The organism is Streptomyces sp. NPDC032745 (assembly GCF_055579465.1).
Genome location: NZ_JBVING010000009.1, coordinates 1 through 26,999 on the forward strand (window position 1 = coordinate 1; position 26,999 = coordinate 26,999).

General features: G+C 67.7%; 27 protein-coding genes and 8 pseudogenes. 19 read left to right on the forward strand and 16 right to left on the reverse strand.

Annotation, left to right across the window (positions count from 1 at the left end):
* Nucleotides 1-199: transposase (locus tag ACZ5WG_RS23030; RefSeq protein ID WP_468725545.1), on the forward strand; the 199-nt coding region annotated here is incomplete at its 5' end.
* A 117-nt stretch (nucleotides 200-316) separates the two neighbouring features.
* On the opposite strand, the gene ACZ5WG_RS23035 is transcribed toward ACZ5WG_RS23030, so the two are convergent.
* Complete coding sequence (locus tag ACZ5WG_RS23035) at nucleotides 317-625, reverse strand: putative quinol monooxygenase (protein ID WP_468725546.1); 309 nt, start codon at nucleotides 623-625, stop codon at nucleotides 317-319.
* Between the two features lie 242 nt (nucleotides 626-867).
* Between ACZ5WG_RS23035 and ACZ5WG_RS23040 the strand changes: the two genes are divergently transcribed.
* The 3 genes and pseudogenes from ACZ5WG_RS23040 to ACZ5WG_RS23050 form a co-directional block, all read left to right on the forward strand.
* Nucleotides 868-1,356, forward strand: a complete 489-nt coding sequence (locus ACZ5WG_RS23040; protein WP_468725547.1) for an isochorismatase family protein — start codon at nucleotides 868-870, stop codon at nucleotides 1,354-1,356.
* A 371-nt stretch (nucleotides 1,357-1,727) separates the two neighbouring features.
* The gene (locus ACZ5WG_RS23045; protein ID WP_468725548.1) at nucleotides 1,728-2,381 is read left to right on the forward strand and encodes a DinB family protein; all 654 of its coding nucleotides are present in this window, start codon (nucleotides 1,728-1,730) and stop codon (nucleotides 2,379-2,381) included.
* Between the two features lie 243 nt (nucleotides 2,382-2,624).
* Nucleotides 2,625-2,798, forward strand: a pseudogene (locus tag ACZ5WG_RS23050) (IS110 family transposase); the annotation flags it as partial.
* Nucleotides 2,799-2,832: 34 nt separating this feature from the next.
* Here ACZ5WG_RS23050 and ACZ5WG_RS23055 read toward each other — a convergent pair.
* Both ACZ5WG_RS23055 and ACZ5WG_RS23060 read right to left on the reverse strand, forming a co-directional pair.
* The gene (locus ACZ5WG_RS23055) at nucleotides 2,833-4,011 is read right to left on the reverse strand and encodes a serine hydrolase domain-containing protein (RefSeq protein ID WP_468725549.1); all 1,179 of its coding nucleotides are present in this window, start codon (nucleotides 4,009-4,011) and stop codon (nucleotides 2,833-2,835) included.
* Between the two features lie 462 nt (nucleotides 4,012-4,473).
* Nucleotides 4,474-5,397: a LysR substrate-binding domain-containing protein gene (locus tag ACZ5WG_RS23060; protein ID WP_468725550.1), complete on the reverse strand. Its 924-nt coding sequence runs from the start codon at nucleotides 5,395-5,397 to the stop codon at nucleotides 4,474-4,476.
* Nucleotides 5,398-5,476: 79 nt separating this feature from the next.
* On the opposite strand from ACZ5WG_RS23060, the gene ACZ5WG_RS23065 reads away from it, so the two are divergent.
* The 6 genes and pseudogenes from ACZ5WG_RS23065 (at nucleotide 5,477) to ACZ5WG_RS23090 (ending at nucleotide 8,677) form a co-directional block, all read left to right on the forward strand.
* The gene (locus ACZ5WG_RS23065; RefSeq protein ID WP_468725551.1) at nucleotides 5,477-6,205 is read left to right on the forward strand and encodes an SCO6745 family protein; all 729 of its coding nucleotides are present in this window, start codon (nucleotides 5,477-5,479) and stop codon (nucleotides 6,203-6,205) included.
* 79 nt (nucleotides 6,206-6,284) lie between these two features.
* A pseudogene (locus tag ACZ5WG_RS23070) lies at nucleotides 6,285-6,702 on the forward strand (hypothetical protein).
* 396 nt (nucleotides 6,703-7,098) lie between these two features.
* Entirely contained in the window at nucleotides 7,099-7,581 is a 483-nt protein-coding gene (locus tag ACZ5WG_RS23075; RefSeq protein WP_468725553.1) for a hypothetical protein, read from the forward strand.
* Between the two features lie 113 nt (nucleotides 7,582-7,694).
* Nucleotides 7,695-7,883: a hypothetical protein gene (locus tag ACZ5WG_RS23080; protein WP_468725554.1), complete on the forward strand. Its 189-nt coding sequence runs from the start codon at nucleotides 7,695-7,697 to the stop codon at nucleotides 7,881-7,883.
* Nucleotides 7,840-8,310: a transposase gene (locus tag ACZ5WG_RS23085; RefSeq protein WP_468725555.1), complete on the forward strand. Its 471-nt coding sequence runs from the start codon at nucleotides 7,840-7,842 to the stop codon at nucleotides 8,308-8,310. The genes ACZ5WG_RS23080 and ACZ5WG_RS23085 overlap by 44 nt, the downstream gene beginning before the upstream one ends.
* Nucleotides 8,311-8,368: 58 nt before the next feature.
* On the forward strand, nucleotides 8,369-8,677 hold the full coding sequence (locus tag ACZ5WG_RS23090; RefSeq protein ID WP_468725556.1) for a hypothetical protein: 309 nt from the start codon (nucleotides 8,369-8,371) through the stop codon (nucleotides 8,675-8,677).
* Between the two features lie 142 nt (nucleotides 8,678-8,819).
* On the opposite strand, the gene ACZ5WG_RS23095 is transcribed toward ACZ5WG_RS23090, so the two are convergent.
* The 7 genes and pseudogenes from ACZ5WG_RS23095 to ACZ5WG_RS23125 all read right to left on the reverse strand — a co-directional run bounded on the left by ACZ5WG_RS23095 (nucleotide 8,820) and on the right by ACZ5WG_RS23125 (nucleotide 12,098).
* On the reverse strand, nucleotides 8,820-9,578 hold the full coding sequence (locus ACZ5WG_RS23095) for a serine hydrolase domain-containing protein (protein ID WP_468725558.1): 759 nt from the start codon (nucleotides 9,576-9,578) through the stop codon (nucleotides 8,820-8,822).
* 118 nt (nucleotides 9,579-9,696) lie between these two features.
* Nucleotides 9,697-9,939 (reverse strand): annotated as a pseudogene (locus tag ACZ5WG_RS23100) (hypothetical protein); the annotation flags it as partial.
* Between the two features lie 58 nt (nucleotides 9,940-9,997).
* On the reverse strand, nucleotides 9,998-10,126 hold the full coding sequence (locus ACZ5WG_RS23105; RefSeq protein ID WP_468725957.1) for a transposase: 129 nt from the start codon (nucleotides 10,124-10,126) through the stop codon (nucleotides 9,998-10,000).
* Nucleotides 10,127-10,193: 67 nt separating this feature from the next.
* Nucleotides 10,194-10,301 (reverse strand): annotated as a pseudogene (locus ACZ5WG_RS23110) (Lsr2 family DNA-binding protein); the annotation flags it as partial.
* 141 nt (nucleotides 10,302-10,442) lie between these two features.
* Nucleotides 10,443-10,883, reverse strand: a pseudogene (locus ACZ5WG_RS23115) (SMI1/KNR4 family protein); the annotation flags it as partial.
* A gap of 403 nt (nucleotides 10,884-11,286) precedes the next feature.
* Nucleotides 11,287-11,508: pseudogene (locus tag ACZ5WG_RS23120) on the reverse strand (RHS repeat-associated core domain-containing protein); the annotation flags it as partial.
* Between the two features lie 272 nt (nucleotides 11,509-11,780).
* Nucleotides 11,781-12,098, reverse strand: a complete 318-nt coding sequence (locus ACZ5WG_RS23125) for an RHS repeat domain-containing protein (RefSeq protein ID WP_468725559.1) — start codon at nucleotides 12,096-12,098, stop codon at nucleotides 11,781-11,783.
* A gap of 395 nt (nucleotides 12,099-12,493) precedes the next feature.
* Here ACZ5WG_RS23125 and ACZ5WG_RS23130 point away from each other — a divergent pair, with 395 nt between their 5' ends.
* Complete coding sequence (locus ACZ5WG_RS23130; protein WP_468725560.1) at nucleotides 12,494-12,838, forward strand: IS110 family transposase; 345 nt, start codon at nucleotides 12,494-12,496, stop codon at nucleotides 12,836-12,838.
* Between the two features lie 317 nt (nucleotides 12,839-13,155).
* Here ACZ5WG_RS23130 and ACZ5WG_RS23135 read toward each other — a convergent pair whose 3' ends face one another.
* Genes ACZ5WG_RS23135 through ACZ5WG_RS23145 form a run of 3 tightly spaced genes read right to left on the reverse strand, consistent with a single transcriptional unit; the run spans nucleotide 13,156 to nucleotide 15,703 of the window.
* A complete protein-coding gene (locus ACZ5WG_RS23135) occupies nucleotides 13,156-13,812 on the reverse strand; it encodes a hypothetical protein (RefSeq protein ID WP_468725562.1) in 657 nt (218 codons plus the stop codon).
* Nucleotides 13,809-15,296, reverse strand: a complete 1,488-nt coding sequence (locus ACZ5WG_RS23140) for a hypothetical protein (protein WP_468725563.1) — start codon at nucleotides 15,294-15,296, stop codon at nucleotides 13,809-13,811. The genes ACZ5WG_RS23135 and ACZ5WG_RS23140 overlap by 4 nt, the downstream gene beginning before the upstream one ends.
* A complete protein-coding gene (locus tag ACZ5WG_RS23145) occupies nucleotides 15,293-15,703 on the reverse strand; it encodes a hypothetical protein (RefSeq protein WP_468725564.1) in 411 nt (136 codons plus the stop codon). Before ACZ5WG_RS23145 ends, ACZ5WG_RS23140 begins: the two co-directional genes overlap by 4 nt.
* 922 nt (nucleotides 15,704-16,625) lie before the next feature.
* Here ACZ5WG_RS23145 and ACZ5WG_RS23150 point away from each other — a divergent pair.
* The 3 genes from ACZ5WG_RS23150 to ACZ5WG_RS23160 all read left to right on the forward strand — a co-directional run bounded on the left by ACZ5WG_RS23150 (nucleotide 16,626) and on the right by ACZ5WG_RS23160 (nucleotide 19,812).
* Complete coding sequence (locus ACZ5WG_RS23150) at nucleotides 16,626-17,276, forward strand: hypothetical protein (protein WP_468725566.1); 651 nt, start codon at nucleotides 16,626-16,628, stop codon at nucleotides 17,274-17,276.
* Nucleotides 17,277-17,439: 163 nt separating this feature from the next.
* Entirely contained in the window at nucleotides 17,440-18,357 is a 918-nt protein-coding gene (locus ACZ5WG_RS23155) for a DUF6891 domain-containing protein (RefSeq protein WP_468725567.1), read from the forward strand.
* Nucleotides 18,358-18,675: 318 nt separating this feature from the next.
* Nucleotides 18,676-19,812, forward strand: a complete 1,137-nt coding sequence (locus ACZ5WG_RS23160; RefSeq protein ID WP_468725569.1) for a hypothetical protein — start codon at nucleotides 18,676-18,678, stop codon at nucleotides 19,810-19,812.
* Here ACZ5WG_RS23160 and ACZ5WG_RS23165 read toward each other — a convergent pair.
* Nucleotides 19,704-20,306: an SMI1/KNR4 family protein gene (locus tag ACZ5WG_RS23165; RefSeq protein ID WP_468725570.1), complete on the reverse strand. Its 603-nt coding sequence runs from the start codon at nucleotides 20,304-20,306 to the stop codon at nucleotides 19,704-19,706. The genes ACZ5WG_RS23160 and ACZ5WG_RS23165 overlap by 109 nt on opposite strands.
* A 91-nt stretch (nucleotides 20,307-20,397) precedes the next feature.
* On the opposite strand from ACZ5WG_RS23165, the gene ACZ5WG_RS23170 reads away from it, so the two are divergent.
* The gene (locus tag ACZ5WG_RS23170) at nucleotides 20,398-20,577 is read left to right on the forward strand and encodes a JmjC domain-containing protein (protein ID WP_468725958.1); all 180 of its coding nucleotides are present in this window, start codon (nucleotides 20,398-20,400) and stop codon (nucleotides 20,575-20,577) included.
* A 267-nt stretch (nucleotides 20,578-20,844) separates the two neighbouring features.
* On the opposite strand, the pseudogene ACZ5WG_RS23175 reads toward ACZ5WG_RS23170, so the two are convergent.
* Nucleotides 20,845-22,156, reverse strand: a pseudogene (locus ACZ5WG_RS23175) (IS3 family transposase).
* Between the two features lie 446 nt (nucleotides 22,157-22,602).
* Here ACZ5WG_RS23175 and ACZ5WG_RS23180 point away from each other — a divergent pair.
* The 3 genes from ACZ5WG_RS23180 (at nucleotide 22,603) to ACZ5WG_RS23190 (ending at nucleotide 25,144) form a co-directional block, all read left to right on the forward strand.
* Nucleotides 22,603-23,412, forward strand: coding sequence for an alpha/beta fold hydrolase (locus ACZ5WG_RS23180; RefSeq protein ID WP_468725571.1), 810 nt, complete (start codon nucleotides 22,603-22,605; stop codon nucleotides 23,410-23,412).
* 23 nt (nucleotides 23,413-23,435) lie between these two features.
* Complete coding sequence (locus ACZ5WG_RS23185; protein ID WP_468725573.1) at nucleotides 23,436-24,326, forward strand: helix-turn-helix domain-containing protein; 891 nt, start codon at nucleotides 23,436-23,438, stop codon at nucleotides 24,324-24,326.
* A 311-nt stretch (nucleotides 24,327-24,637) separates the two neighbouring features.
* Entirely contained in the window at nucleotides 24,638-25,144 is a 507-nt protein-coding gene (locus ACZ5WG_RS23190; RefSeq protein ID WP_468725574.1) for a DinB family protein, read from the forward strand.
* A 12-nt stretch (nucleotides 25,145-25,156) separates the two neighbouring features.
* Here the strand turns inward: ACZ5WG_RS23190 and ACZ5WG_RS23195 are convergent.
* Nucleotides 25,157-26,046 (reverse strand): annotated as a pseudogene (locus ACZ5WG_RS23195) (IS5 family transposase).
* 410 nt (nucleotides 26,047-26,456) lie between these two features.
* On the opposite strand from ACZ5WG_RS23195, the gene ACZ5WG_RS23200 reads away from it, so the two are divergent.
* Entirely contained in the window at nucleotides 26,457-26,819 is a 363-nt protein-coding gene (locus ACZ5WG_RS23200; RefSeq protein WP_468725575.1) for a transglycosylase family protein, read from the forward strand.
* Nucleotides 26,820-26,999: the final 180 nt, after the last annotated feature.

The following is a 26,999-nucleotide window of genomic DNA, read 5'->3' on the forward strand; positions in this document are numbered from 1 at the left end:
CGCCAAGGATCTGGTCCGGCTCGCGAAGTCCCGCTGGCGGATCGAGCACGACTACCGCGAACTGAAAACCCTCCTGGGCCTGGACCACTTCGAGGACCGCTCGTTCACCGGATGGCACCGGCACGTCACCCTCGTCACCGCCGCCCACCTCTTCCTGACCGAACAACGGAGCAACCTAAAAGCCCCTGCCAGGGCCTGACCCTCTACCAGGCCCTGGACCTCCTCCAACACCTACTCGCCACCTGGACCGGCACCTGCCCAACCTGCCAACAACCCGCCCCATGGCAGCCCTACGACACCAGGTAACAAAGCACTACTAGGACCGCTCACGCCCGGCCACACTGACGACGTCGAACGTGCCCGGCTGGAAATCGTCGAGGTGCTCTCGCATACGAGCGACATGGTCCCCGAATGCGGGGTCGGAGCGCCACGCGCTGACGGTCTCTTCGTCAGGCCACGGACCGAAGCTGATGAATCGATCTGGCGTCACCCGGTCACGTAGCAGGGTGCCGTGTGCCTCCGGGAACCGCGACAGAGTCCACTCCGCCAACGCATTCCATTCCGCCACGAAGGCAGGCCCGTGCCCGGCTTTAGCCGTCCAGATGCCCACTGTATAGATCACCACCAGATTCTCCCTCGCCTTGTGACCTTGTGCCGGCGTTGTGGTGGCCAAGGCGTGTCGTTGCGGTGGACGACCGCTCGTGGAACCGACCCGCGGGGGCGGCGGGATCGGGGTTCGCGAGGGCCCATCGGGTGGAGGTCGGGGGATCCCAGATGATTCTTTCGCGCAGTTGCAGCCTGGTCTATTGGCTCCCATCGCATTCCCACCTGGATCCCGGTCCACCGAACGGCCCTACGATCGTCGCCATGACCTCCGCATTGATCCTCATCGACCTGATGCCGCGCATCATCTCCCTCCCGCTCGCACCGCACTCCGGCGACGAAGTGCTCACGCGCTGCCGCGCGTTGGCCCGCTCATTCCGGGCCAGCGGACAGCCGGTGGTGCTGGTCCGGGTGGAGCGCCCGAAGGTCGCCGAGCAGCCGCCGGGCAGCGACTTCGCCGATGGCCTGGTACAGGACGGCGACATCGTGGTGGTCAAGCGCACCATCGGAGCGTTCTACGGCACCGACCTGGACGAGCAGTTGCGCAAGCTCGGTGTGACCACCGTGGTGCTCGCAGGGCTGGTCACCACGATGGGTGTCGAATCCACCGCACGGGCCGCGGCCGACCACGGCTACGAGGTGGAATTCGTGGCCGACGCGATGTCCGGACTGGCCGCGGACGAGCACGAGTTCGCCGTAGAGCGGACTTTCCCGCGCTTCGGCGAGGTCCGGAACACCGCCGACTACAGCTGATACCAGCTCAGCCCGGCACACCCCGCCGACTGGGCGGCGACCGGGTCCGGGCGGTTGCGGGGGCGGCCTACCGGCCCAGCGCACCTCGGCCTTCTCGAGGACCGCGACGAATCGGGGGCTGTCGGCGGACCCCGGCCCACCCGCGCGGATTGGGCTCTTGCCCGCCTGCCCTTTCGCTTCCCCGGAGCCTTCCGCTCTCGAACCGCCTTTCTCGCGAGTCTCCGGGGGCTCCACTGGAGGACTCACGCAGCGCGCCCACACACCGCCGCCCACGCCGACTGCCGGTAGAACGCAGTGATGTGAGGCTGCATCGCCTCAGCGTGGCTGTGGCAGCGCAGGAGCGCATCGGTCCGGCTTTGTAGGCTCCTCGCATGCCACAGTCCAGAGAACCGCTCACGCCAGTGTCGGGAAAACACGTACGCCGGGCCGTCGCCCAGTGCCTCGACGCCCTCGAAGGCATCCCCGCTGCCCAATGGCACGACCGGGCCGGAGGCCTGGAGTGGACGCGCTGGGAGACTCTTGACCACCTCGCGGATGACCTGCTCACCTACGCGCTGCGGTTCGGACTCGCGCAGCCCATGGGCGTGCCGCGCGTCCCGCTGCGCGTTTCCCGCGATCGACCCGATGGCCCGGCCAACGTCATCTTCGGAGACCATGAGGCAGGGCCAGAGGGACTCCTGACCGTCGTGGAGGCGTGCGGCGGACTGCTCGCAACCGTCGTGGACACTGCGCCCGCAACCACCTTGGCCCCACACGTCTTCGGAGCCTCCGACCCGGAGGGCTTCGCAGCTATGGGCGTCGTCGAGACACTGGTCCACACGCACGACATCACCCAGGGCCTGGACCGTGCCTGGGAGCCCCCGCAGGACCTCAGCGAGCGGGCCCTCGCGCGTCTGTTCCCCGACGTGCCCGTCATCGACACCCCATGGTCGACCTTGCTGTGGGCCACCGGACGCATCGAGACGTCCGATCGCCCCCGCCGGACCGACTGGCGCTGGCACGGCGCGCCGCACGGCCGCAGCTGACTCGAACGACGCGGCAATGCATGAATTGCGCACGTCAGTTCGGTCCCGTGCTGCTCGGGGTACAGCAGGACGAAGGTCCACGCTCCCCCCGCCGGGATCGGGGGGAGCGCGGGCCTGTGGATGTTGTCTACACGAGGGTGACGGCCGGCAGTGCGCGGGTCGGCGGTGCGTTGATGCCGCCGGTGGTGGCCTGGACCGCGGTGAGGCAGGGCCCGGGAAGAACTCGTGCAGGGTGCGGAGCTTGCCTCCGGCAAGAGCCACGAGGTCATGTCCCACCGGGTGAAGAAGCAGCGGCTCACCGCCGTCTGCAACGTCTGGGCCTTCGCCTCCCTGAACGCCTCACCCGGCGCCAGGGCCCACTACGACCGCCGACGCGACGCCGGCGACCGCCACACCTCCGCTCAGCGCAATCTCTGGAGGGGGTAGCGGGCGGCCGGCCTCCGCCGGGGAATCACCGGCCCTTCAGCAGTGCGCAGACGAAGTCTTCCTGGACCGTGCGGAGCCGGGCGAGGAGGGCGGGTTTGATCCCCTTGCTGGTCTGGGTGTTGATGGAGAACGTGAGGGAACGCGTCCCGTCGGGGGTGGCGGCGGCGAGCTGCGTGTAGCCGGGGAAGTTGCCGGTGTGGCCGTGGAGCACGCCGCAGCGGGTGGTGTAGCGGAAGATCGCGAGCCCGGCGGCGTTGGTGCCGGGTCCGGCGGGCTCGGAGGAGTCGCCGGGGCGGAAGGTGAGCTGCTCCTTGCGGGTCTTCTCCGACAGCAGGGCGGGGCCGGCGTACGCCCGGATGAAGGCGCCCAGGTCCCTGGGGGTGGAGACGATGCCCCCGGAGGCCCAGACCCCCGAAGCGCTCAGGGCCTCGCTGATGTCCTCGGGTTCGGCGGGCGGGGTGACGTCGTAGCCGTGCAGGAACGGGTGCGGGAGGCGGTGGCCCAGGGGCAGGCTGGTGCGGTGCAGCCCCAGCGGGCGGTACACGAGCTCCTTGAGGAGGTCCTCGTAGCGGCGGCCGGTCGCGGCCTCGGCCATGAGGGCGACGGCGATGTTGTCGGAGTTGGAGTACTCGTACAGGGAGCCCGGGCGGAAGAGCAGCGGCTCGTGCGCGACGTAGTTGAGGAGCGTGCGCGGGTCGAAGACGTGGCGGGGGTCGGCCTGCAGGATGCTCAGGAACTCGGGGTCGGCGGTGTAGTCCGGCAGGCCGCTCGTGTGCTGGAGGAGCTGACGCAGGGTCACCGGGTGCCAGGCGGCGGGCTGGGCGGGCAGCACGCCGCCGATGGTGTCGTCGAGGGAGAGGGCCCCCTGGTCGACGAGCCGGAGCGCGACGGCCCCGCTGAACGCCTTCGCGATGCTGGCGATGCGCATGTGGTCCTCGAGCTGCGGCGGCCGCCCGGTGGCCAGGTCACCGACGCCGGCGGTGTACACCTGTGTGCGGTCGCCCCGGGTGAGCACGGCGATCACCCCGGGCGGGCCGTCTTCCTGGCCGACGAGCTGTTCGAGCTGCCGCTGGAGCCGGCCATCGTGGCCGGGGTCGGCCCCCGCCGCCTGCGCGGGCGGGAGGAGCGAGCCGAGCGCGGCGGCGGTGAGCGCCGCGACGGACAGTCCGGCGCGGAAACGGTGTGCGGGGGCGCGGGTGGGCACGGATGTCTCCCGGTGTGCGGTGGGGCGGCAGTGGGCGTACCTGCCGGAGCTGTCTGCCTAGCAGCCGGGCAGGCGTCACGGGCCCGCGCCGCGCGCTGCCGGGGGCCGGTCGGCGGACACGGGGTCCCCCGCACCGGGGCGTGTCCGGCCCCGGAGCGGCGGCACGGCTTGGTGGGCCGGACGGGGGCCGGGTGCGGCACACGAGGTGACTGTCCGCGGCACGGATAAGCCTGGCGGTCACTGCGGGTAGCGAAGGGGGCGCCGGATCCAGGACCGGATCCGCTCCCTCCGACCGCGAGGAGCAGCACCATGACCTGCCACCCTGACAGGTCGGGGCCCGGGCTGCGCGCCGGGCAGGGGGAGGGGTCTGCAGGGCGGGCCACTGTGCTTCCTGGCGCACCGCACCGCACCGCACCCCACGACATGGTCCGGGCCGCTGCCGTGGGGGAAGCGGCCGCAGGGTCAGGCCTCTTGGCGCTCCCTGTCCCGGGTTTGACCTTCCTGGGCGGCTGTGCACAGTGCTGCGATGACGGCGGTGGTTGTCGGGTTCGCGTTCTCGGTGTGACGGGTCGCGGCGAACAGGAAGCGTTGGATCGGGTGGTCAGCGATGGGAGTCGTACGAATTCCGGGTGTGGTCGCGTCGATGGCCGTGCGGGGGACGAGCGCGGTGGCGAGGCCGGCTCGTGCGAGGGTGAGCTGGGTGGTGATGTCGGCGGTGATGTAGCGGGGTGTGGGCGTGAAGCCGGCCTGGTGACACGCCTGCAGGATGGCTTGTCCGCAGTCCGTGGTCGGCGGGGGTACGGCGAGATCGTGCGCGGCCAGCTCCTGCAGGATGACGGGCCGGTCGTCGCCCTGGTCGGCTGAGGTGACGACGAGCAGTGGATCGTCGAGCAGCGGTGAGACGTTGATGCCCCGGGGTGTCGTATCGGGCAGGTGGTGATAGCGCTGTCCCAGCACCACATCGACGGTGCCGAGTGCGAGTTCGCGTAGTTGTGCCTGGTCGGTGATGAGGCAGGTCACGGTGAGCTGCGGGTGGCATGAACCGAGTGCGGTGAGTGCGGGGGCCACGATCCCGGCGACGGTGGACGGCAGAGCGGCGAGCGTGGCCGTGGCGCCGACCGTGCCCTTGACCGCCGCGATGGCACTCTCCGCCTCCTCCAGGGCGGCGAAGATCAGGTCGGCGTGCTCGAGGAGGACACGGCCGGCCTCCGTCAGTGCGACGGTTCGCCCGTCGGGGCGCAGCAGGTCGACTCCCACGTCGTTTCTCAGAGCGGCCAGTTGCTGGGACACGGCACCGGCGGTCAGCGCCAGGGCGTGAGCGGCAGCGGTGATGGAGCCCCGGGCGGCGACGGTCTTGAGCATGTGCAGGCGGCGGACATCGAGCATGACTCGATAGATTAGCTAAAGGATGCCATCAGAAGAGCGCCTCTTGACCTACTGAGTTGTGGTGGGCGACCTTCGGGCCATGGAAATCTCTCAGTGCATCGCCGCTGTGGCCCGCCCCATCCACGATTTCGGTGACGAGTTCATGTCCGACGAGGCGACCGCCGAGATCGGTCTGCGCGCCGGGTTCGCCCCAGGCCGCGGCTTCTACTGCCGCGGACGCTTCGGAGTGCTCGGCGAGGCTCCGGTCACGGTGGTCCAAGCGGTACAGGGCTTCCTCGGCCCCCGGCTGGTGACGACAGGCTGGCTGACGGGACAGCCCGTGATGCCGGCGCAAGAGGCCGCCGCCTGTTACGCGCAGGCTGTCCGCGCGTGGGGGCGCGCACACATCCCCGCCGACATCGACGTGGAGCACTTCAACCACCTGGCACAGCAGCTGATCGATGCCGCCGACGCCGACGCCCTGCCCCTGTTCGCCGGCTGGCGCGCGCAACCCTGCCCCGTCGACGACCCGGCCGGCTCGGCCATGCAGCTCCTGCACGTACTACGCGAACACCGGGGCGCCTGCCATCTGGCGGCGGTGCGCCTGTGCGGGCTGAGCGCCCGAGAAGCCATGGTCATCAACCTCGGTGTCGAACAGGCCGCCCACTATGGCTGGCAGGAGCCGCAGCACGTCGACACAGCCCGGATCCCCCGGCGGCAACGTGCCGAGCGGATCACCGACGAGATGCAGATGCCCCTCTACGCCGGTCTGACCAACCGGCAGCGCACCGAGTTCGTCGGCATCGTCGATGCGCTGACCGCCTCCTGACGAGCGGGCCGGCGCCACCATCAGCGACCTGAGCGCGCACTTGGCCGGCCAGGCTGACCGGGTGAGATCGCCGGCTGCCATGGGACTGACCGCAGAGACAGCCGCGTATCGGACCGGTACCGGGGATCCCGGACGACTGGTGGGTGAGTTCCGGCGGGCTGTGCTGCTTGTGCCCCTTGCCGGTGGTTCCACGGAAGCCGACAACGGGTTGCTGTCAGCTGTCTCGGGCGGGATCCGCTGGTTCTACGCGTTCACGGACGAGGATGCCCTTGCCTGATTCGCCGAGGCTGGTGGCGAAGCCGACCGGGAGTGGCTCTACCTGGCAAATTCTGGGCGCGCGTCTGGTCGATGCGGTCGTTCCGGAGGTGGCCGGCGCCGCCGGAGTGGCGGTGAACGTGGCCGATGCGGACGGGTCGATGCTGTTCCCGCCCGTCGCCGGGATCGTTCCCGACGCATGTGCCGTGGACGTCGAAGCCGAATCCGCGGCGGTTGCCTGATGCCCGGCGACGTCATTGTTCCCCATGGCCACCCATGAATTCCGCCGCCTCGGTGCAGTATGACGAAGCGGCGCTCCGCCGACCCCAACGGACTCGGCGCGCTCGGCTGATGTCCGACTGCTGACGCGCGTCGGGCCGGGACAGGATGCGGTGTAGCACTGTGCAGTTTCACCGGCCATCGACCGAGATGTCGCCGGTCAGCGGATCTGATCACTCCGGCCGCCGTCTACTGCGAGACGGGCCGGGGCGGGCATCCGGCGGTGGGGAAGGTTTCGCCCCGCAAGCTTCCTGCGGAGTGTGTCGGTTGCGGGGCCCCGAGAGAAGCCGCAAGTTTTGAGCATGTTCAAATGGGGGCGTGCAGCCGCGGGGCCGACGCCCAACCTCTGGGGGAGGCCTGTGAACATGCGCGGATGGTGTGCGATCGTTCTCGCGGTGACCGGGGCGGTGCTCACTGCGTCCTGTGGGTACGCCGCAGCGATCCACTCGGCGGAGATTCCGCAGGAGCAGTTGGTAGGGACGTGGACGGGCCCTGCTGGGACGTCCCTGACCTTCTCGCAGGATCACACCTTCACGGGAACGGGTTTCGACAAGGTCGAGGCGATGGGTGACTGCGCTCACCCTGAGGTGCGGTCCACTGGTCGCTGGGCCTTCTATGTCAGCTCTGAAGGCAACGGCCTCATCGTCCCCGACGAGACTGCCACGCGTGGTAACGAACTTCAGTTGTCCTTCGCCGATGATCCGGCGTGTACGGTGCGGGTCTACCTCTACGGATACTTCGGCGATGCAGAGGACCCCAGCATGTGCCCCACAAGGGACCCAGATGCCGGCTGCCCTGCGGGCGGCTATCTGAAGCGGGATGAGGTCACTTCCCGATCCTGACGCTCACGGGTGCCAGAGAGGTCGCCTTCTCCTGATGTTTCATCCTGGATTAGTCGGCGCGGCGCCAACCTCCGACTCTGGCTGCCCAGCTGCCCACGTGGAAACTCCGACTGATGCTGACCAACGCGGGCCGCAAGCGCGGGATCACCGAGTACGCCGAGCGGCTCCACACGCTCTTCCGGCAGCCCGCCGCCCGCCTGGCGCCCGCGGTCGAAGAGGCCATGGGCATCCAGGCCAAGGCCCTGCTCACCCAGCTCAATGCCCGCCTGCAAGGCCGTCGACGAGCTTTCGAAGGCGGTTGAGCGGACCTTCCGAACCCACCCCGACGCGCCGATCATGCTCAGCTTCCCCGGCGTCGGGCCCGGAGTCGGCGCTCGCCTCCTGGCCGAGATCGGTGACGGCCGCACCCGCTTCGCCACCGCCGGCGGCCTGAAGGCATACGCGGGCGCGGCCCCGATCACCCAGGCTTCCGGCAAACGCAAGTACGTAGGCCGCCGGTTTGTGAAGAACAGCCGACTCAACCAGGCCGGATACCAGTGGGCCTTCGCGGCCCTCAGCCACTCACCCGGAGCCATCGCCCGCTACCGACGCCGGCGCGAGGCAGGAGACTGGCGTGCCCAAGCCCTGCGGCACCGGTTCAACCGCATGCTCGGACAACTCCGTCACTGCCTTCCAGAATCATGTGCTCTTCGGCGCATCCATCACGTTTCCTCCTCCCGCGGCAGCTGACTGATCACTGAGGATCCGGCTCATGACAGGCTGTCCTCCTGAGCACGGAGGGGGAGCCATGACAGAAGTTGGCGGATGGATCTGGGAACGCAACCTGCGGTCGTTCCTGGAATTGTTGTCGCACTATGTCGGCTACGGCTTCGATGCCACCGACTGGGAGACGGTGACACTGGCGGTCGAGGCGACCGACGATGAGCGGGCCGACGGCTGGTACTCGTATCCCTTGGTCGGCGAGCATCGACAGGTCGAGATTCGGCTTGCCCGCGCGGTCGGCGGCGATGAGGTCATGTTGGCCGTGAAGGGAGTTCTGACGCCCGAACTGGAAGTCCGGGCTGACACCCTGCTGGCCGCCTTTGCGGCTGGCTGACCAAGGTCAACTTGACCCGTTACTGAGGTTTTCAGGGTGGGGTCGGTGGGTTGATAGACAGACGGTCAGCCATCGTGCAGGTCTCTGAGGAGTTCGACGCCCATGCGGTCGGTGTCGCTGGAGGTGCCGCCGATTCGGTGGATCAGGACCCAGGCGCCGTTGGGGAGCGCGCCGGCGAAGGCGGTGGAGGTCCCGGTTGCGCCGTTGTGCCAGGTGACGAGGCCGGTGGTCTGCCAGGTGGGAGCGGTTTCCCGAGTTTCCGGTCGACGAGCAGGCCCTTGAGCAGGTCGGCGGTGGCGCGGGGGGTGGCCCAGAGGCCGCCGGAGGGGAGGATGGCGCCGTCCAGGGTCCACTGGGGTCGTCTGCGTCCGAAGAGTCCCGTCGGGTACAGGCAGCGCTCCGCCGGGGGGCGGACGGTGATCTCGCGGATGCTGAGGGGTGTGAGGACGTGGTCGTGGATGAGTTGTTCGTAGGGCTGCTGGGCCGCGGCGGACAGGGCTGCGCCGAGAGCGGCGTATCCGAGGCTGGAGTATTCCTTGGTCGTGCCGGCGGGTGCGACGGTCATCTCGTCGCAGGTGCCCAGCAGTCGGTGCAGGGCGGCGGTGTCGAAGCTGCGGTAGGGGTCTTTGCCCGGCAGCCCGGGAGGCTGCCGGGGGAGACCGGAGGTGTGCTCGGCCAGATGCTGCAGGGTGATGCCGGTCCCGTGGGGCGCCGGGAGCCAGCGTTCCACCGGGTCGGCGGCGTCGAGCAGGCCGGCTGAGGCCATGCGGCCGAAGGCGGTGCCGGTGAGGACCTTGGTGAGTGAACCGATCTGGACGTAGCGGTCCGGGTGGTGGCCATGTGTGGTGCGGGGCGCGGAGGCGCTGGTGAGGACACATGTGGGCGCGGGTGTCCGTAACACGGGTTCGGATCCTTTCAGGGGCGGGCGGGTGGAACGGCGCAAGTCGGGGTCCGGCGGGCATGCGGTGCCGGTGGCGGGCCACCCAACGGTAGATGGGTCGTGCGGCGGTGCGCAGGAGGGGGGCCTGGATGGCTGCCCCGGCCAGTTGGTAGCGGCGGCCGGGGGAGTGGCGCATGTACTCGGCCAGGGCCTGTGCGCCGCCGGCGATCACTTGGTCGTGGCGGAGCAGGAGGACTTCATGGTCCAGGCGGGCCCGATGCGGCTGGGTGACGGTATCGGGGAGGAACTGCCAGGGGGCGGGCGCGCAGGGTCGGTTGGCCCCGGGCGGAGATCCGGTTGATGACGGCCTGGCAGAAGGCACAGTCTCCGTCGGAGGCCAGGACGGGCTGAGGGTGGGCTGTCGGGCTCATGAACGCCTTCTACATAGATCCGGCCCCACGGCCCGTACCCGACGGCACGTCGCGCCACGGCACACCGGTACGGACCCGGAAGCGGATGCCGTCGATCAGCTGCCGCCGGGACCAGACGGGCGGCAGCCCCGCCTTCATCCTCTTCGGCAACAACGGCTGCAACACCGCCCACTGTTCGTCCGTGAGGTCTCCAGGTCGGCAGTGTTCAGCTGTTGTGGCGTTCCCAGGCTTCGCGGACTCCGGAGGGGATTCGTCCTCGGGGAGGAACGTTGTAGCCGTTGGCCCGGGCCCATGCGCGGATGGCAGCTGTATCGACTGGGGGCTGGTCCGGGATCGGTTCGGGTTTCCACAGGACCGGTTGTGAGGGAGTGAAGGACGGGCCGCCCTCGAGGAGGCCGCGGGGGAACTGGGAGACCTTGGTCTGCCCGCTGAGTACGGAGGTGAGGAAGTCGGCGAGGGTTCCGTCGAAGGTGAACCATTGCGGGCCGCGGGCTTCGTTGACTGCGATCCGCCAGCGGTCGGGTTCCTGGGCGGGGTCGGTGATCCAGAAGATGTGTTCACCGTTGTCGGTGCCGCCGATGGTGAAGAGCTGTTCTGGGTTGTATGGGACGGGGTGGGTGCCCTGGTCGAAGTCCTTGCGCAGGTATGCGCGGATACGGGCGGGCATGGGGCCGGTGAGGTTGACGAACTCGGTCGGCCCGTGGGGGTGGTAGATGTGGATGTAGTTGTTGAAGGCGCCGGCGCCGTAGTGCTGCGCGAGTTGCTTGTAGTCGGTGGGCAGTGTCATGCCGAGGGTGGATTCGACGTGATCCCAGGCAATGTGCATGGCCGGGCGGGGGGCCGGGCAGAGCCGGGTGAGGGCGCTCAGGTCGGTCACGGGTTTCCTCGGCGGCATCGCTGCTGCTGGGCCGCGTGGTTGGGGTTGGGGAAGGCGGTGTCCAGCTGGGAGCCGTTTCTGCCGTCGGCTGCCATGTAGATCCGTGCAGGCACGGAGTGATGGTGAACAGGTTGTCCAGCGTGTCGCCGGACCCGCCGAGCATTCTGGCCAGCATGGGCCCCCGGGCCTGGTTGTGCTCGGCGCCGTGGATGAAGCCGGGCGGCTTGAGCGTGTTGCTGGCGTGGGTGCCTTCGTTGAGCATGTTACGTGTCACGGTGGCGTGCATCTCGAAGGGGCGCTCGTGCTCGTCACGGACAAAGACTACTTTCCCGCCCCAGATGGGGTCTGCGTCGCAGCCGGCCAGACCCAGGGGGTCCCACAGGGTGAACGGGTTGGGTACGTAGGTGTAGTGGTTGAACGCGTGGGCGAGGCCGAGCGGGTCGGGGCTGATGTACCGGCCGGTGGCCGGGTCGTAGTACCGGTTGAAGTTGTGGTGGAAACCGGTCTCGGGATCGAGGATCTGTCCCGGGTACCTCAGCGGGGTGAAGGCGCTCGCGTCGCGGTTCCACTGGGTGGCGCCCCACGCCGTGCTGCGAGCACGCCAGGCGACCGAGCCGTCGGGGGCGACCAGGACCGAGGGCATGCCTGACAGGTCGGAGATGATCGCGAAGAACCGGCGATCGGTCTCCCTCTGGGCGCTGTCCTTCTTCACCTCTCGCTGGGCCAGGGGAAAGAGCCCGGCGTAGTCCCACACGATCGTGGTCCTGCCGTCGTCCTGTTCGGCCAGCTGGCAACCGTCCCAGGTGTAGGTGCAGGACTCGGCGACCGTGCCATCGGGCGCGAGGCGCTCCTTGCCTACCCGGCGGCCCAGTGCGTCGTAGCCGAAGCGCGTGACGCGCCCGTTGACGCTTTCGCTCAGGTGGCGACCGGCGCGGTCGTGCTCCAGGACGATGTCGGCATGAGCGTTGGTATCCGTTGGCAGTGTCCTGCCGGCCCGTAGGAGAAGATGGAGGCGGCACCGTCGTCGTGGACAAGGCGAATGACCCGGCCGAGAACGTCCCGCTCGAAGGCGATGCTCTGTCCGGCCGCATTGGTGCGGCGGGCGAGCTGGCCTGCGGCATCGTGCTCGTAGGTCAGAGTGCGGCCGTCGAAGTCCGTCTCCGTGACGAGCCGGCCAGCGGCATCGTAGGCGTACGTCCACGTGAGACCACGGGGGTTTTGATGCTGGTCCACCCAGCCCACCTCACAGGGATTCGTGGCCGCAAGACCGACCGAAACGATGCGGCCTTCCTCGCCCGAGCCGGTGCCGCAGGAATGGTGATCGCCTCGTTCGTGGCAGGTTGCGACATCCGTGAGCTACGAGATTTCACGCGACGGCGGACTGAGCTGGCGAGGGCTGCGGGCTGGGAAGCCCAGCGTCTCGAGAAGGAGCTCGAGGACACAGGGATGAAACTGTCCTCCGTCCTCAGCGACGTGGACGGGGCCAGAGGCCGGGCCATTTTGGAAGCTCTGATCGGCGGGGAACGAGACCCGGCCCGGCTTGCCGACTTCGCGATCCGTCGCGCCCGGCCAAGATCCCCGAACTCGTCGAAGCCCTCGACGGGGAGTTCACGGACCATCACGCATTCATGGTTCGGCACTGCCTGGACGAGATCGACCGGTGGAAGAGCATCATCACAACGTTCGATACCCGGGTCTCCGTGCTACTGGCGGACCAGGAGAGGTACCTGGCCGATCTGGCCACCATCACCGGCATCGGTCGTCTTGTCGCGGAGATCATCCTCGCCGAGACCGGGGGTGACATGGCCGAGTTCTCCTCAGCCCACCGCCTCGCGTCCTGGATCAGCGTCTGTCCCGGGCAGAACGAGTCGGCCGGCTTGAACAGGTCCGGCCGCACCCGGCCGGGGAGCAAGAACCTAAAACGCCTGCTCGGGATCGCCGCCATGGTCGCCATCAGGAAGAAAGACTCCTAGCTCGGTGTCTGCTTCCGACGGCTCGCAGCCAGACGCGGAGGCAAACGGGCCTTGGCCGCCGTGATGCAAAAACTCGCCATCGCGATCTGGCACGTCCTTCGGGACAAGACCCCCCTACCGGGAACTCGGAGCCGACCACTTCACACGCCGCGCTCCCGAACGTTCCATGCGCCGAATGATCAAGGAAGCCAACAGCCTCGGACTGACCATCCGCTTCGAACCGACCAATTCCTGACCGGTCAACCAGGGGGTCATTTTCGTGTCAGTCCCCGCACTGCCGTCGACCGCGGCCAGCCTATGGACGGCACCGGGAACCGTCAGCGCGGCTGATTCGACCGGGTCGGAGGCAGTGCCTCACCGTCAGCCGCCGGCTTTCCGATGGGCGCGTCGCTGCCGGCCCAGATGTAGATGCGTGTGGTGCCGGGCTGGAACTCGTGCGCATGGATCTCCGCACACAACCGGAGTGCGCCGCTTTCGGGCGTCTTCGCCTCGCGAGGGCAGACACTGGTGATGCGCATGCCCTCGACGAAGGTCTCGGGCTCGGGCAGGCCGAGGTGGCTGAAGCCGTCGCTGCGGGTGTACCCCGGCTCTTCCGGGTGCCGGTTGCGGGCCATTTGGGTGCCCTCACGCCGAAGCGGCTGCAGGAACCGGTCAGCCTCCGCGGTCGGCACGGTGAAGGCGAGTAGCGCAACGTCATACTGCACGTTGGTATGGAGCCCGGCCCGCCGGTCGCTGGCCGTCTCCGGCACCCGGAGGCCGGTCACGCTTGCCGCCCACTCGGGCGTGGCGTTCTGCTCCCAGCAGCACTTCTTCTGATCCTCGGTGGGGTACCGCAACCCGTACGCGACCATCAGGACCGTGCCGAGGACGCCGAGAATACACAAGGCCGAGAACACCCAGGCGCCGACGGCGAGGCGCCGCCGCCAGGACCACTTTTGCTTCCCGCGCTCGGCCGGAGCCGCCGGACCGCTCATCGGTCGATCTCCCCGCCGCCGTCGCGGGCGTGGCGTCCGGGGTCACTGCGCTCGCCGGCCCGTCCGGGATCATCGGGGGCGGGCACTGCCGCACCGTTACCCAGTTCGTAGTGCTTGACCGAACCGCTTCCCGCCATGTTGAACTCCTGGGCCAGACCGATTTTGTGTTGCTGGCCCGGCTCGCCGTCGGGTATTTGAAACTTCCCGATGTGTACGCCCTTGCCCTCGTCCCAGTTGTACCGGTCCCAGACGTTGACCTGGTAGTCGAGCCCGACCACCGGTCTGCCGTCGGCGCCCGGCACGACGGTCACCACCCCTGTCACATTCGACCGGGCGGAGCCGACCGCGTAAAACCAGTTGGGGTCCGCCCCCTGGGAGAAGGAGTAGTCCTCATTCCTTGTCTCGACGGGCATGACAACCGGGCGGCCACCGCTCTTTTCGTATTCCGCCAGCGCCTCCTCCCGCCACGTCGCCTCGTTGTTCTGGAGCAGCACCTGGTCCACGTGGGCCCGGAAGCCCTTGTCGTCGGTGAGCATCTTGTCGACCGGGAGCTTCATGGGGGTGCCGGTGTTGTCGAGGTAGTGCTTCATGTTGCGCGAGGCATCGTTCAGATCGCCCCCGTCGGCGCCCACCACGAGCATCTGCATCTTCGTCCTGGTGACCCAGTCGTCCCATCCGGCTCGCTCCGCTCCGTGCTTGCCGGACCCTCGGTCGGGTGCTACCTGCTTAACCGACGGGCTGAAGAGTCCGGCGGCGAGCAGGTCGTCCCTGTGGGCGGTCCACAGCTGTGCGCGGGCGTCAGGGCTGAGCGACTGCCACAGCCTTCGCAGCTCGGCCTGCTGGGCCGGCTTGGCTTCCTTGCCCAGCGCGGCCAGCTTCATGGCTCGCGGCAGCTGGTCCTGGTCCAGCGAGGTGTATTCGGCGTGGCCTGCGTTGTACGGGTCGGCGCCATGGGCGGCGCGCAGAGCCCGGGTGGCGGCCGCGTCCACCTCCGCCGCGTGGCTGACGATGCCGGTCAGAGTCTCGGCGTACCAGCGCACCATGTCCTGGGTTCGTTGGTTGGGGCCCTTCGCATCGCAGATGGACGGTTCCACGCGGACCTTGCCGCCACCGCCATCCGACACCAGCAGCCCAGGGTCCGGCTCGGGTGTGTGCAAGGGGTCGCCCTGCCTCGCCTCGTCAGCCAGCTCCTTCGCCCGCTTCTGGATCTGCGTCAGCTCGGCATGAGCGTCCGCGAGCACCGCGTGGATGCTCTTGGCCTCGCGTTGAAGGTCGTCCACCTCCTTCGCAGCGCTGCGGACGAACTCCCGGGTGACGGTGGAGTTGACCCCCTCCCAGCGGGCCGCCTCCGACTTCTTCACCAGGCCGTCGCGCACGGTGCCATGCAGCTTCATGAGTTCCTCCGAAGCTGTCTTCCACTCCGTCACCGCCTCGTTCAGCTTGCCCAGGTCGAGGGTGATGAGGTCGGTCCAGGTGAGGGTCACTTCACGTACTTCTGTATCTCGGAGACCGACATCGCGGACCCGTCGCGGTGGCGCAGGCTTGCCGCGATGGCCTCGTCGTCGTTCGCGTGAGCTTTCTTTGAGAAGTCGAGGTGGTTGGAGATGTGCGCGTACATCTGCAGCACCGTCTTGACCTGTGAGTCCCAGGTGGAGAGGGTGACCGACAGCTCCGGCCCCACGCCCAGGTTCCGGGTGGAGCATTCGGCAGCGGCACGGGCGGTCGCCCCGGTGCCGGCGATGTCCGACTTCTTGCGCAGGTCTCCGTGGACGACGAACGCCTCGTGTCCGACGGCACCCAGGTCGTCCTGGGTGACGACCAGGTCGTACGACGAGCCGCCCTCCGTGGCGGCGTTCTGCTTGGCGGCTGCCCATTCCTCGTCGAAAGTCACCGAAGCTCTCCCCCTGGTGTACGAATCGGAAGGGATCACCCTAACAACCATCGCCAGAAGGGGCGTTCAGCGCGGCAGGTCCAGCTCGGCAACGACGGTCTTGCCGACGGCACCCGCTCCCGCACCTCCCAGCGGGCCGCCCGGGGCCTGTACAGGATCAGACCGGGGCCGGTGTCCGCGAGCGGCGAGGGCCAAGGGGACCGCGCAGGGGGCCGGCGGGCGTCGCTCGCCGCGGGTCTCGGAGACCTCGTTACGGAGCGTGTCCTTGGACCGTGTCCTATGTGGTGAGGCGGATTCGGGATTTACCGCTGAAACGTTGGGTCAGCGCGGGGTGACGGCGGCCATGTCTGCCCTCTTGGCTGTGCGGCGCCGGCCGCCGACGTAGGTGGCATCGTGGTGGGCACCACGTCGCCGAGACTTCCGGTCGCGGTGATCCCACGGGTTCCTCATGCGGATAAGTCGCGTGACCGCGTCACGGGTTGAGTGTCTTGTTGAAAACCTCTGACCCGACAGCTCAGGCACTTGAGTCATCCGGGGGTTGCCCTCCAGCCGGGCGCTCCACCTCAACGCCGAGTGCGGCGAGTCGGCCAACGATATGCGCGCTAAGCGATTCCCGGGCGACATCGAGGTGGCGCAGTTCGGCCTCCGCTTGTGCGACGAGTTCCTCAGGCAGCGGGCACCCGGCCTCCACGCACTCGGTCAGGGTGTAGGCCGCATCCCCCAAGACATGCCCGGGGGTGGTCACGTCGATCGCGTGATCGTTCCGGACTCCGTACGACATCAGAGGGTCGGGACCCAACAGCGCAGCGGCGGCACCGACACGGCCCGTGCTCGAACTCCACCTGGTCGAGCGAGTGCCATTCCGCAAGGTCAGCGGCCACCGGTGCTGTGCCTGCCGTCACGGCCAGTCCAGAATACTGCCGTGGCCGAAGACAAGCAGAGCGGCATAGAAGCGCGTTCATTCCTGACATGCACGATAGAGGTGGCTCGGCAGCTGGGCGTCGGAGACGTCGCCATGAAGGCGAGCGACAATGCCCGCAGCCTCGCCCTCGCGGTGCGTAAGCCCTTGCTCGAACGCGCTCGTCTGCCGGAGGAGTTGTTCGCTCCGCTGATGGCTGCAGCCGTGTACGACCCAGATCCCAGCTTCTGCCGCTGGTTCGTTGAGCCGGCGGTCTACGCATTCGGACGCCGCCGTGTGATGGCGGCATTGGTCGACTACCTGAGGAATGGCACAGGTGCCGAGCGAGCGGGTGCCGTGCGGGCCTGGTACAGCGCCCATGTGCCCTTACGTGCAGATCGATCCCCAGCGTACGGACCCGGCGGGGTACGTGATCCCGCTCTGGACAAGTCACAGGACATCAAGGACTCGTGGCTGGAGGCATCCATGCGAGTGTTCGCCAAAGCCACTGACCTGCAGATGCGCCACCAGGTCCTGCTGGGCCTGCCCACCTCCCGCGCGGCCTACCCCCCATCTCTGCACAAATTACTTGAAAGCACACTCGCATCCGCCCAAGTCCATCCCGACCTACACATCCGTCGCTGGGCCGCAGCAGCAGGCCACGAGGGGGTCTGAGCCCGATTCGTCCCTCCTGGCAGATACGGGACAGCCCTTAGGGTCTGCCGTCAGACCTCGGCCAGCGAGTATCCAGGATCAGGGCTGGTCGAGTTGTCGCAGCAGCGGTTGCGTCGAGGATCCCGGGAGGTCTGATGTAGCAGGGGTGTGCCAGAGTCTGCGCATGCTCGAGATCGTGGTGAAGACGGAGAACTGGGAGCGGCACGTCCGTGTGTCCGCCGAGGAGCTGGCTGGGTTGGTCCGGCGGATCGGTGGTGACGGCGACCTGTTCCTGGTGGTCCAGCGGATACCCGACCTGCCGGACGTTTTCGCTCAGGTCTGGCACAAGGCCGGTGGTGACTACACGCTGGAGTATCGCGATGGTGCCGCCGACCGGCACTTCCAGGTGATGGCCGACGGACCCGAGGCCGTGATTGCCGCGATGACCGGCTGGGCCCGCCAAGAGGCTGGTTGGGATGCTGGCCTCGCCTGGTCGCTGCTGGACATGGGACCCGCCCGCGAGGTGCCGCCGCTCGAACTCGACGAAGACGAGCGTGCAGAGTTGGAGAAGCGCCTCCGCGAAGTGCTGGTCGGCGGCTATACCTCCCGCGCTGAACTGGCTGAACTTGCTGAGGAGTACCTGGTCACCCAGGACCGCCGGCCCGTTTCGCGAGAGCAGGCGCAGGCGCTGGCTGACCGGTTGTGGCTGGAGCGGGTCGCGGAGCAAGCCTCATGGCAGGGCGAAACCGACCCCGAGCGGCTCACCCGCGCGTTCACCGCCATGGAGCAGGCGGGGATCACCGCCCGCGAGAATTTCACCTGTTGCCGTAGCTGCGGCCAATCCGAGATCGGCGGCGAAGCCGGACCCAACGCCCGCGGCTTCGTCTACTTCCATACCCAGTGCACGGACTCCGCTGCAGCCGGCCACGGACTGATGCTTCTCTACGGCGGCTTCGACGGCTCCTCCGAGACCACGGCAGTCATCGGCCAGGAGGTCGTGGCTGCCCTCGAAGCGGTCGGCCTCCATGCCGAGTGGGACCACGACCCGGGCCGCGCCATCACCGTCACCCATTTGGACTGGCGCCGCCGCGTGATCGGCTAGGGATCGACGTCAAAGATCACACCCACATGAGGAGCGAGGCGAGGGCGACGGCTGCCCGGCCCGGCGGATTTCCTCGCTCCGGGGGTGTCATCGAGGAGCCCGAGGAGCACATTCAGCGCCCGGGCCTCGCGTTACGTTCTTGTCGCGGATCTCGGCGATCTTCTTGGTCTCGCCGGCGTCGAGACCGACGACTGAGATGTACTGCCCGAAGGCCAAGTACATCGGTGAGCTGACAATGAGCGTTCCCGGTATGCTAACTGTCCCCGTCGGCATCGTCACCGGTTGAATATCACGCATGGCTCCCGCCGAGACAACGACATGCAGAAGCAGCCCAGCCCGCTGGGGTCGGCACCGCTGGTTCTCAAGGAACCCCAAGCACCTTCTTCGCTTTTCCTGAATGCTCCCGAAGCCTGCCGAGAAACCGACCAGAAGGGGGTTCTTCAGTGCACAGCAATCGATTACAGCATCGGTAAGTACCAGCCAAGTTCTGCTCAAACGTCTTCAGGCGGGCAGCAGGCGACGAATGACGCTCCGCTGGTCTCCTGGTGCAATGAGCCGAGCGTGACCGGATACACTCTCAAATGTCGCCAAGGCTGCCACAAGCTGGCAGTCCTCACCAGGTGGGAGAAAGATGGGAAGACGATCGGTACAGCCGTCTTCCTGGTTCGGGAGGAAACACTCCTCAGTGATTCGGCGCGCTTCGAGCAGCGCATGTTCATCAGCCCGATGTCCATCAGCCCCGAGCTGGGTAATGTGACGCTGGACTACTGGGACGCGCTCTGTACGACGAACTGCAGCAGTTCCCTCAGCGGAGCCTGGAGCGGTCTCACGACCTGGGTGCCGGTCGTGGACAGCCACACTGCTTCCGCGACACGCACGTTCACGTGGACCAAGCCGACCTCTGGAACGTCCGAGGAATTCGACCGCGGAACGATTCTGAAGTTCAGCGCGGCCTCGCCAGCCGCAGCGGGGGCAGTGAAGACAAAGGCCCCGAGCTGGTCCTTCTTCGATGAGATGTGTGACAACAGCCTTGCGGTCGCCAACTCGACCGGATGTGTGTTCGCCAAGCACATTCCGACGTGGTCGGATAGCACCGACAGGTATCCTCCTGCAGCCGCCTACTACTGGGTGATGCGAGAAGGGCTTGCCTCGCACCCGGGAAGCAAGAAGCATGGAACCGTTGCACATCCAGAGGCGACGCCCGACGATAAGGGAAGAGTCCAGTGCGACGAATTCCCGTTTGCGGCGAGCGAGGAAAGCGGCGGGCAGTCCCTCACCAACGGTGGCGGCTGTGTGCAGCTCTGGGGTCCGGCCGGAGCCGGACCCCAGTACCGTGCCTGGGAAAGCTACCGCCAGTCGATGTATGCCGCCCCGTCAGGCGATTGCACCAGGGATGAGCGAATCTCGTCCCCGGTCACATCACTGATCGGGGTCCCATCGGACAGCGCTCGATAGGTGGAATCAAACATCTCGGCCAGGCTGCTCCAGCGCTTCATTCCCCAGACCTCGAGATCGGAATCGATTTCTAGAACGGATCCGAAGTCCGGCCCTTCTCGGTGATCGACCACCAATTGGGACCCGACGTGAGTTTCAGCTATCGGAACCCACCGCACATGCGCCACGTTTCCCACCACGAAGTCGACGAGGTCGTCCTCAAGGCTCCACGCAACGGCCTTCTCCATGTCGCGCTGCCCCAGCCGCATACTTTCCGAGCCTAGGAGAAAATATCCTCCCGGAATGAACCCACCTGGTCCGGTAAGCCCCCGGTCGGCACGAACCCCGTCATGAAGGGCAAGCCATTCCCTCAGTTCGGAATGGAGGGTGAATCGGTTCGCCGATATCGACCGGATATCCTTCGGATCGGCAGCAGGGTTGAGGCGACCGATATCGTCCGGAGCATTCGTCTCGAGCCATCCCCTGAGAAGGGCCACCGACGTTGCGAGATCCATCAGACCCACCCTCATGTGAACTGCCGACTTCGCGCATCCTAGCTGCACGACCCGCTCACGTTCGAATGCTCACTACAAAGAACCTCCTAACCTGGGTAGTTTCGGACAGGAGGGTCTTCGGCCCCGTTGTTTCCAGCTCGAAGGCGCGAAGCGGTGGAACCTGTACGGGGCGACCCGCACGGACCCGCTCCGCCTGGACGTCGAAGCGCCCGAGAAGCCCGAGGGGCCGCCATTCGCCGAGGTGGTTCTGCAGGCCGGGGACATGCTGTAGGTGCCGCGGGGATGCTGGCACGCGGTGGCCGCCACCTGGGGCCGGTCCCTGGACCTGACATGCGGGCTGACCTCGGCGACTGGACACCACCTCCTGGTGTGGCTGGCCGGACAGCTCCTTCACTGGCCCACCCTGCGCGTGAGCGTACCCACGGTGGCCGGTGCCGCCGAGCGCACCCTCCCCGTTACCCCGAACTGCTGGAGGCGGCTAAGGAACTCGAAGAAGGTTAAGGCCGCCAGGGGCTTTGACCCCGGATTTTGAACACGTCTATGCGGCTTGGGCCAGGGTAGTTGTTGCTGGTTGGAGGTCGCTTTCGTAGGCGATCGGAGATCGCTGCCCGAGGCGGGAGTGCCGGCGTCGGGTGTTGTATCGGGTCAGCCAGCGGAAGGCGTCGAGTCGCGCCTCACGCTCGCTCGACCAGCCTTTGCGGCCCTTGAGTGTCTCTCTCTTGAAAGCGGCGTTGAAGCTTTCCGCCGCGGCGTTGTCCGCGCTGGACCCGACCGCGCCCATGCTCTGCCGGACCCTGCTGACCTGCAGAGTTCAGCGAAGGCCCTACTCGTATATTGCGAGCCGTGATCGGTGTGCATCACCGCTCCGGCCAGGCCCCGCGGGTCCGCTCCGCTGCCGCCAGGGCGTCGATGACGAGCTCGGTTCGCTCTACGTTCTTCCTGGGAGGCCCCAGCCATTCGTAGGGTTGCGGCACCCAGGGGAGGCGGGTGTGGCTCTCGGTTCGCTGCCGCCTTGTGGCTCCACATGCATGTGATCGGCGATCGCCCACCCGGCCAGACGGCGTGAGGCGAGGTCGATGACAGGCGCAAGGTAGAGCGGCTTCGCGCCGCTGATCGGCAGATAGGTGATGTCGCCGACGTACTTCGTGTTCACCGCGGCCGCGGTGAAGTCACGACCGATCAGATCCGGCGCCTTCGCCACCGTCGGTTCCGCGACAGTGGTCCGGTGCCGGCGGCGCAGACGGACTCCCCCGAGCCCAATGCTCCGCGTGATCCTCGCGACACGCTTGTGGCTGACCACCAGGCCTCGCTCGCCGCGGAGTTCGGCGGTGATTCTGGGGGCTCCGTAGCTGCCGTCGGACTCCTGGTGGATCTCGCGTATCCGGGCCGCGAGCCGGTCCTCGACGGTCTGCCGGGCCGTCCGGGCGGCCGCGGTACGGCGCGCCGGTAGTAGAAGCTCGAGCGGGAAACGCCGAGAATGTCGCAGAGCCGCTTCACGCCGTGACGGCGGTGGTGATCATCAACGAATTGGCAGCGGTTCACCAGCGCGTCTCCGTCGCGAAATACCGGGCCGCCTCGCGGAGGATGTCGCGTTCCTCCTCCAGCTCACGGATCCTCTTCCGTGCCGTGGCCAGCTCCGCCTGAACGTCGTCACCGCCCGCCTTCGCAGCGGACAGCGGTGCGGAGTGGGCCCCGGGCCGGCGCCCGTCGGCGGCCCGGATCCAGTTCCGCGGGGTCTCGGTATTCACCCCGAGATCAGCGGCGACCGACTTGACCGTCGCTCCCGGCCTCGACCGGTACAACGCGACCGCGTCCTCCTTGAACTCGGCGGGGTAGTGCTTCATCCCCACGGGGACTCCGTTCTCCTGGACATCAAGATCCAAGTCTCTCCGGTGTCCAAAATCCGGGGTCAAGGCCCGCCGGGTTCTCCCCCTCAGGCCTGACCCTGGCGGTCCCCACCAGTAGCGACCTCACCCTCTGGACCCGACCTGAGCTCTACTTTGACGACTGAGCGGACAGCGGACGACGACGCCAGCGCAACCCTCGCCTGCACGGGAGTTCGACAAACTGAGCAGTGACAGTCGTCGTTGTCCTGTCGCGGTGCAGCTGGTACATAGGGACTCGTTGACCTGCATGAATGCCAGGTGGTTCGAGACTGCCGATGGCTGCCGATCTCAAACGTCCTGGCTTTCGCGGAAGTCCCGCTCGCCGTGGAGACGAAAGTCCTGGCGATCGTCGGCCCCGTGACGACATTTGTACAAGACCGAGGGCCGGCAGCCCAGGCATCCTCCCGTGTATGGGTATCTACGACGGTAAGCGTTTGCACGGAATGCACGTGGTCCACGACGGCCCGCGGGAGGCGCCGCCGCTAGTGCTCATCCACGGATCGGGGGCCTCGGGCAGCTTCTGGGGCCCGGTAGTGCCGGCACTGGCCAGCCGGTATCACGTCATCCGGATCGACCTCCCGGGCCACGGTCAGTCCGCGCCCGCGCCGTCGTACGACGTGCCTGAGCAGGCAGCCAGCCTGGCCGCGGCGCTCGATGAGCTCGGCCTTCGTCCGGTCACCGTGGCCGGGCACTCCAGCGGCGGATACATCGCCACCGCCCTCGCCGAACAGCGTCCGGACCTGGTGGGTTCGCTCGCACTGATCAGCAGTGGCCCGAGTCCCGACGCGCTCCTTCCGCAGCCCGTCCTCCTTCGGGTCCTGATCGACCCGCCGCTCGGCCCGCTTCTATGGAGAATCCGTTCCGACGCGATGCTCCGCCGGGGGGTGACCGCGGTGTGCAACCGCCCGGTGGACGTCCCGGACGACCTGGTCGCCGAGGTACGGGGCATTGGCTACCGCACGTTCAGGACGCTGCTGCGCCAAAACGGCGCGTACATCGCCGAGAGGAGCGTACCCGCGCGCCTGACCGCACTCGACGTCCCTGTTCTGGTGATCTTCGGCGCTGCCGACCGCCGCTGGGATCCGTCTTCGGCGCACCACTACGACACGGTGCCGAACGCGCGAGTCGAGCAGCTGCCCGACGTCGGGCACTTCCCCATGCTCGAAGCGCCGGAGCCGACCGGCGAGTTGCTGCTGCGCTTCGCAGCGACGGGCCGCTGACACCCATCGCCTAGCCTGGTGCCGTGAGGTCCACCGAATCACCACCTGACTGGGCGTCGGTGGAGGTCGCCGTGCCCCGGCAGCCGAGCCGGCTGCCGGGGGTCAGCATGGCTGGATTCCGCCAGCGTGCTCCGGCGCGCGTGGATATCGCCATGGTCGCGCACCCATCGGTCACTCTGTTCGTGGACCTGAGCGACGGAGACAGCCTTGTCTACGACGCCCACGGCGGGCGCGAATGCGGCAGCACGGTCGTTGGACTGGTACCGGGTGACCTTCGGCTCGGAGGCCGGGCGGCCAGGGGGATCGAGTGCCTCCAGATCCGGTTGTCACCGGTCCTGGCGGTTGCGGTGTTCGGCGCATCGACCGACCTCAGCGGGACGGTGGTCTCCCTGGAGGATGTCTGGGGCCGCGACGCGGGGCGAGTTGAGGAAAGGCTGCGGGCCGCCGCGTCGTGGGACGAGCGGTTCACGATCGCAGTGGATGCCCTTGGCCGACGAATGAGCGCCCGCCCGTCGCCTGATCCAGAGGTGGCCGCTGCCTGGTGGCTGATGCTCACCAGCCGGGGACGGGTGCGCGTCGACAGACTGGCGAACGAGGTGGGATGGAGCCGCAAGCGCCTGTGGTCCCGCTTCCGGTCCCAGATCGGCCTCACCCCCAAGCACGCCACCCGGCTGGTGCGTTTCGACCACGCCGCCCATCTCCTCGCGGCGGGTGACCCCGCCGCCCAGGTGGCGGCCGCAAGCGGCTACGTCGACCAGGCCCACCTCCACCGCGAGGTCAAAGCGTTCACCGGGGTGACACCCACCGCCGTAGCCGCTGCGCCGTGGCTCGCCATCGATGACGTCGCGTGGCCGACCTCGTTCGCGGACCTGAAACCGTCGACGTCTCCGATCCGTCAGATTCCGGCGAAGTGAGCTGAGGTCCCACGAGAGACGAGGCATCGTCTCTCAACACGTGCCCGGATGAGAAGCGGACAGCACGAACGAGAACGGGTGGGAATCCGACAGGCTCAACGCGACAGGACAGTCCTGCTCAAGTGACAACCATCTTGCTCAGGAACACGGTGACAACAACCGTGTCAAGAGCCTGTCCGGCGGATCTTGCCGGGCAGCCCGCCCGCGCTGACTGGCTGTGGCGACTCACCGGACAAGGAGCTGGTGGGGCAGGTTGGGCCCGCCGTTAAATGCCTCGACATCGGGCGCGGTGATCGGGGACGCTTCGCGCGATGACAAGAATCGACGACACGCCGCCCGCGTGGGACGAGCGCACCCAGCTCACCACGTTTCTCGACTACGCACGTGACACCGCCCGCGCCAAGTGCGATGGCGTCTCGGTGGAGAACGCCCGCAAGGCGCTCTTGCCGGGCTCACCGCTGATGACCATGAGCGGATTGATCAACCATCTCCGCTGGGTCGAGTACTACTGGTTCCAAGTGGTCTTCCTCGGCGAGGAAGACCAGGGCCCCTGGACCGAGGAGGACCCCGACCGCGAGATGCGCATCGCCGTCGACTTCCCGCTCACGCAGTTGCTCGACGAATACGCCGAACAGAGCGCCCGTTACCGCGAACTGGTCGCCGCGAACGGTCTGGACAAGCAGGCCCAGCGAGCCGTCCGCGACGGCCTCCATGTCGACCTGCGCTGGATCCTCCTCCACCTCACCGAGGAGACAGCCCGCCACAACGGCCACCTGGACATCCTGCGCGAGATGCTCGACGGCACGACCGGCGACTAGATCCGGCAGAGATCACGGGCGAAGCCAGAGTCGGATCGAGGCGACGGTGACGGTGCCTTGGAAGACGTAGCCGCGCTTGTCGAACCTCGTCGCCACGGCCCGGAAGTTCTTCAACGCGTTGATCGTCCCCTCGACTTCGTTCCTGCGCTTGTAGATCGTCTTGTCGAAGCCTGCGGGCCGGCCGCCCTTGCTGCCCCTTCGTCGGCGGTTGGCCCGCTGGTTCTTCGGTTCGGGAATGGTGTGCTTGATCTGGCGTCGTCGCAGGTAGCGGCGGTCGCGGCGGTTTCGGCGGGAGGAGTACGCCTTGTCGCCGCCGAGATGGTCGGGCCGCGTGCGCGGGTGTCCGCCGCCGAGGCGGGCGACATGGATGCGGTCCATGACCGAGATGAGTTGCGGAGCGTCGCCCCACTGGCCCGGAGTGATCAGCAGGGCCAGGGGGCGGCGTCCACCCTCACCGGTGAGGTGGATCTTGCAGGTCAGACCGCCCCGGGAGCGTCCGAGTCCCTCGTCGGGGCGGTGCTGCCGGGGCGTACGTCTTTTCCCGGCACTCGTGGCGGTTTCCTACGAGCCCCAGCGGCGTGCTGATGGGCCCGTCAGGAGGTCGAGTCGACGCTTACCATCGACCAGCCGATCCGGCCTTCCGCGTCGGCGTCGGCCAGGACGGCCGCGAAGATCGTGCCCCAGGTGCCGTCCGCCGACCAGCGTCTGTGCCGTTCGTACACCGTCTTCCAAGGGGCGAAACGCGCAGGTAGATCCCGCCAGGGCACCTCCGTGCGCAGTCGGTACAGGATCCCGTTGATGACCCTGCGGTGGCCGGCCCAGCGGCCGCCGCGCTGCCCGGACTTCGGCAGATGCGGCTTCAGCCGGGCCCACTCCTCATGCGTTAAGTCTCCCCGCCCCATGCTCATGCCAACGACCCGAAGTCGCGATGGTCACGAGATCCGCCGGACGGGCCCTAGCCAAGTCGGTTGCAGTGCAACGGTGTTCGGCGAGCGCGCGTGGGGTGAGACCGAGGACGGCGCGCGTAGCAGGGTGGTCTTGCGGGCGTAGTGCTCGCCGACGACGGCGATGGTAGTGCTGGGGCGGCGTGGAGGCTGCACTGGTTGAAGCCGGTCACCTTGTCGTGTCACGGTCGGGACAGGTTCTTTCTGCGCAGGGGAGACCTCACGAGGGGCCGTGGAGCGTCCGTTCGGGTGGCGTCACTCCTTCGCCGACGGCAAGTGCCGCTGAAGGTACGTCGGTCCGTGCTGTGCTGTGGCAACGGCCCGAAGGTGGTCGTACGCGGGACCGCCCCAACAGCGAAGGAGGACTGATGTCGCGCCAACGCAAGGACCGGCGAAGCCGGAGCATGGTCGGCCAACTGCTGGCCTCTGCAGTCTTGTTGAGTGTATTCCTGCTGAACGCCTCCGGGGCTAACGCTGCTGCGGTCCACTCCAAACCGAACCACGACTGGGACGCCATCGCACGGTGTGAATCCGGTGGGAACTGGCGGGCGAACACCGGCAACGGCCATTACGGCGGATTGCAGTTCACCCAGTCGAGCTGGAACGCGGCAGGAGGCCGCAAGTACGCACCACGCGCGGACCTCGCCACAAAGGCGGAGCAGATCGCGACGGCGAGGAGACTCGCCGAGATCCAGGGCATGGGGGCTTGGACCTGCGCACGCCGCCACTGAAACGCTCGCTGCGACAGGGGAGTGGGGCCGCCCCGCCGGGGGAGCTCCCGACTGGACGCGCCGACGGTCAGCAGTTGTTGCCGATCGCGTCTATTTTCTTGCCGAACCGCCTCTGGTGGTTGGAGCGTGTTCACCGAACTTGGGCCGCATGTCGGTCCTTGTCGGGCGCCCAGTTGGTGA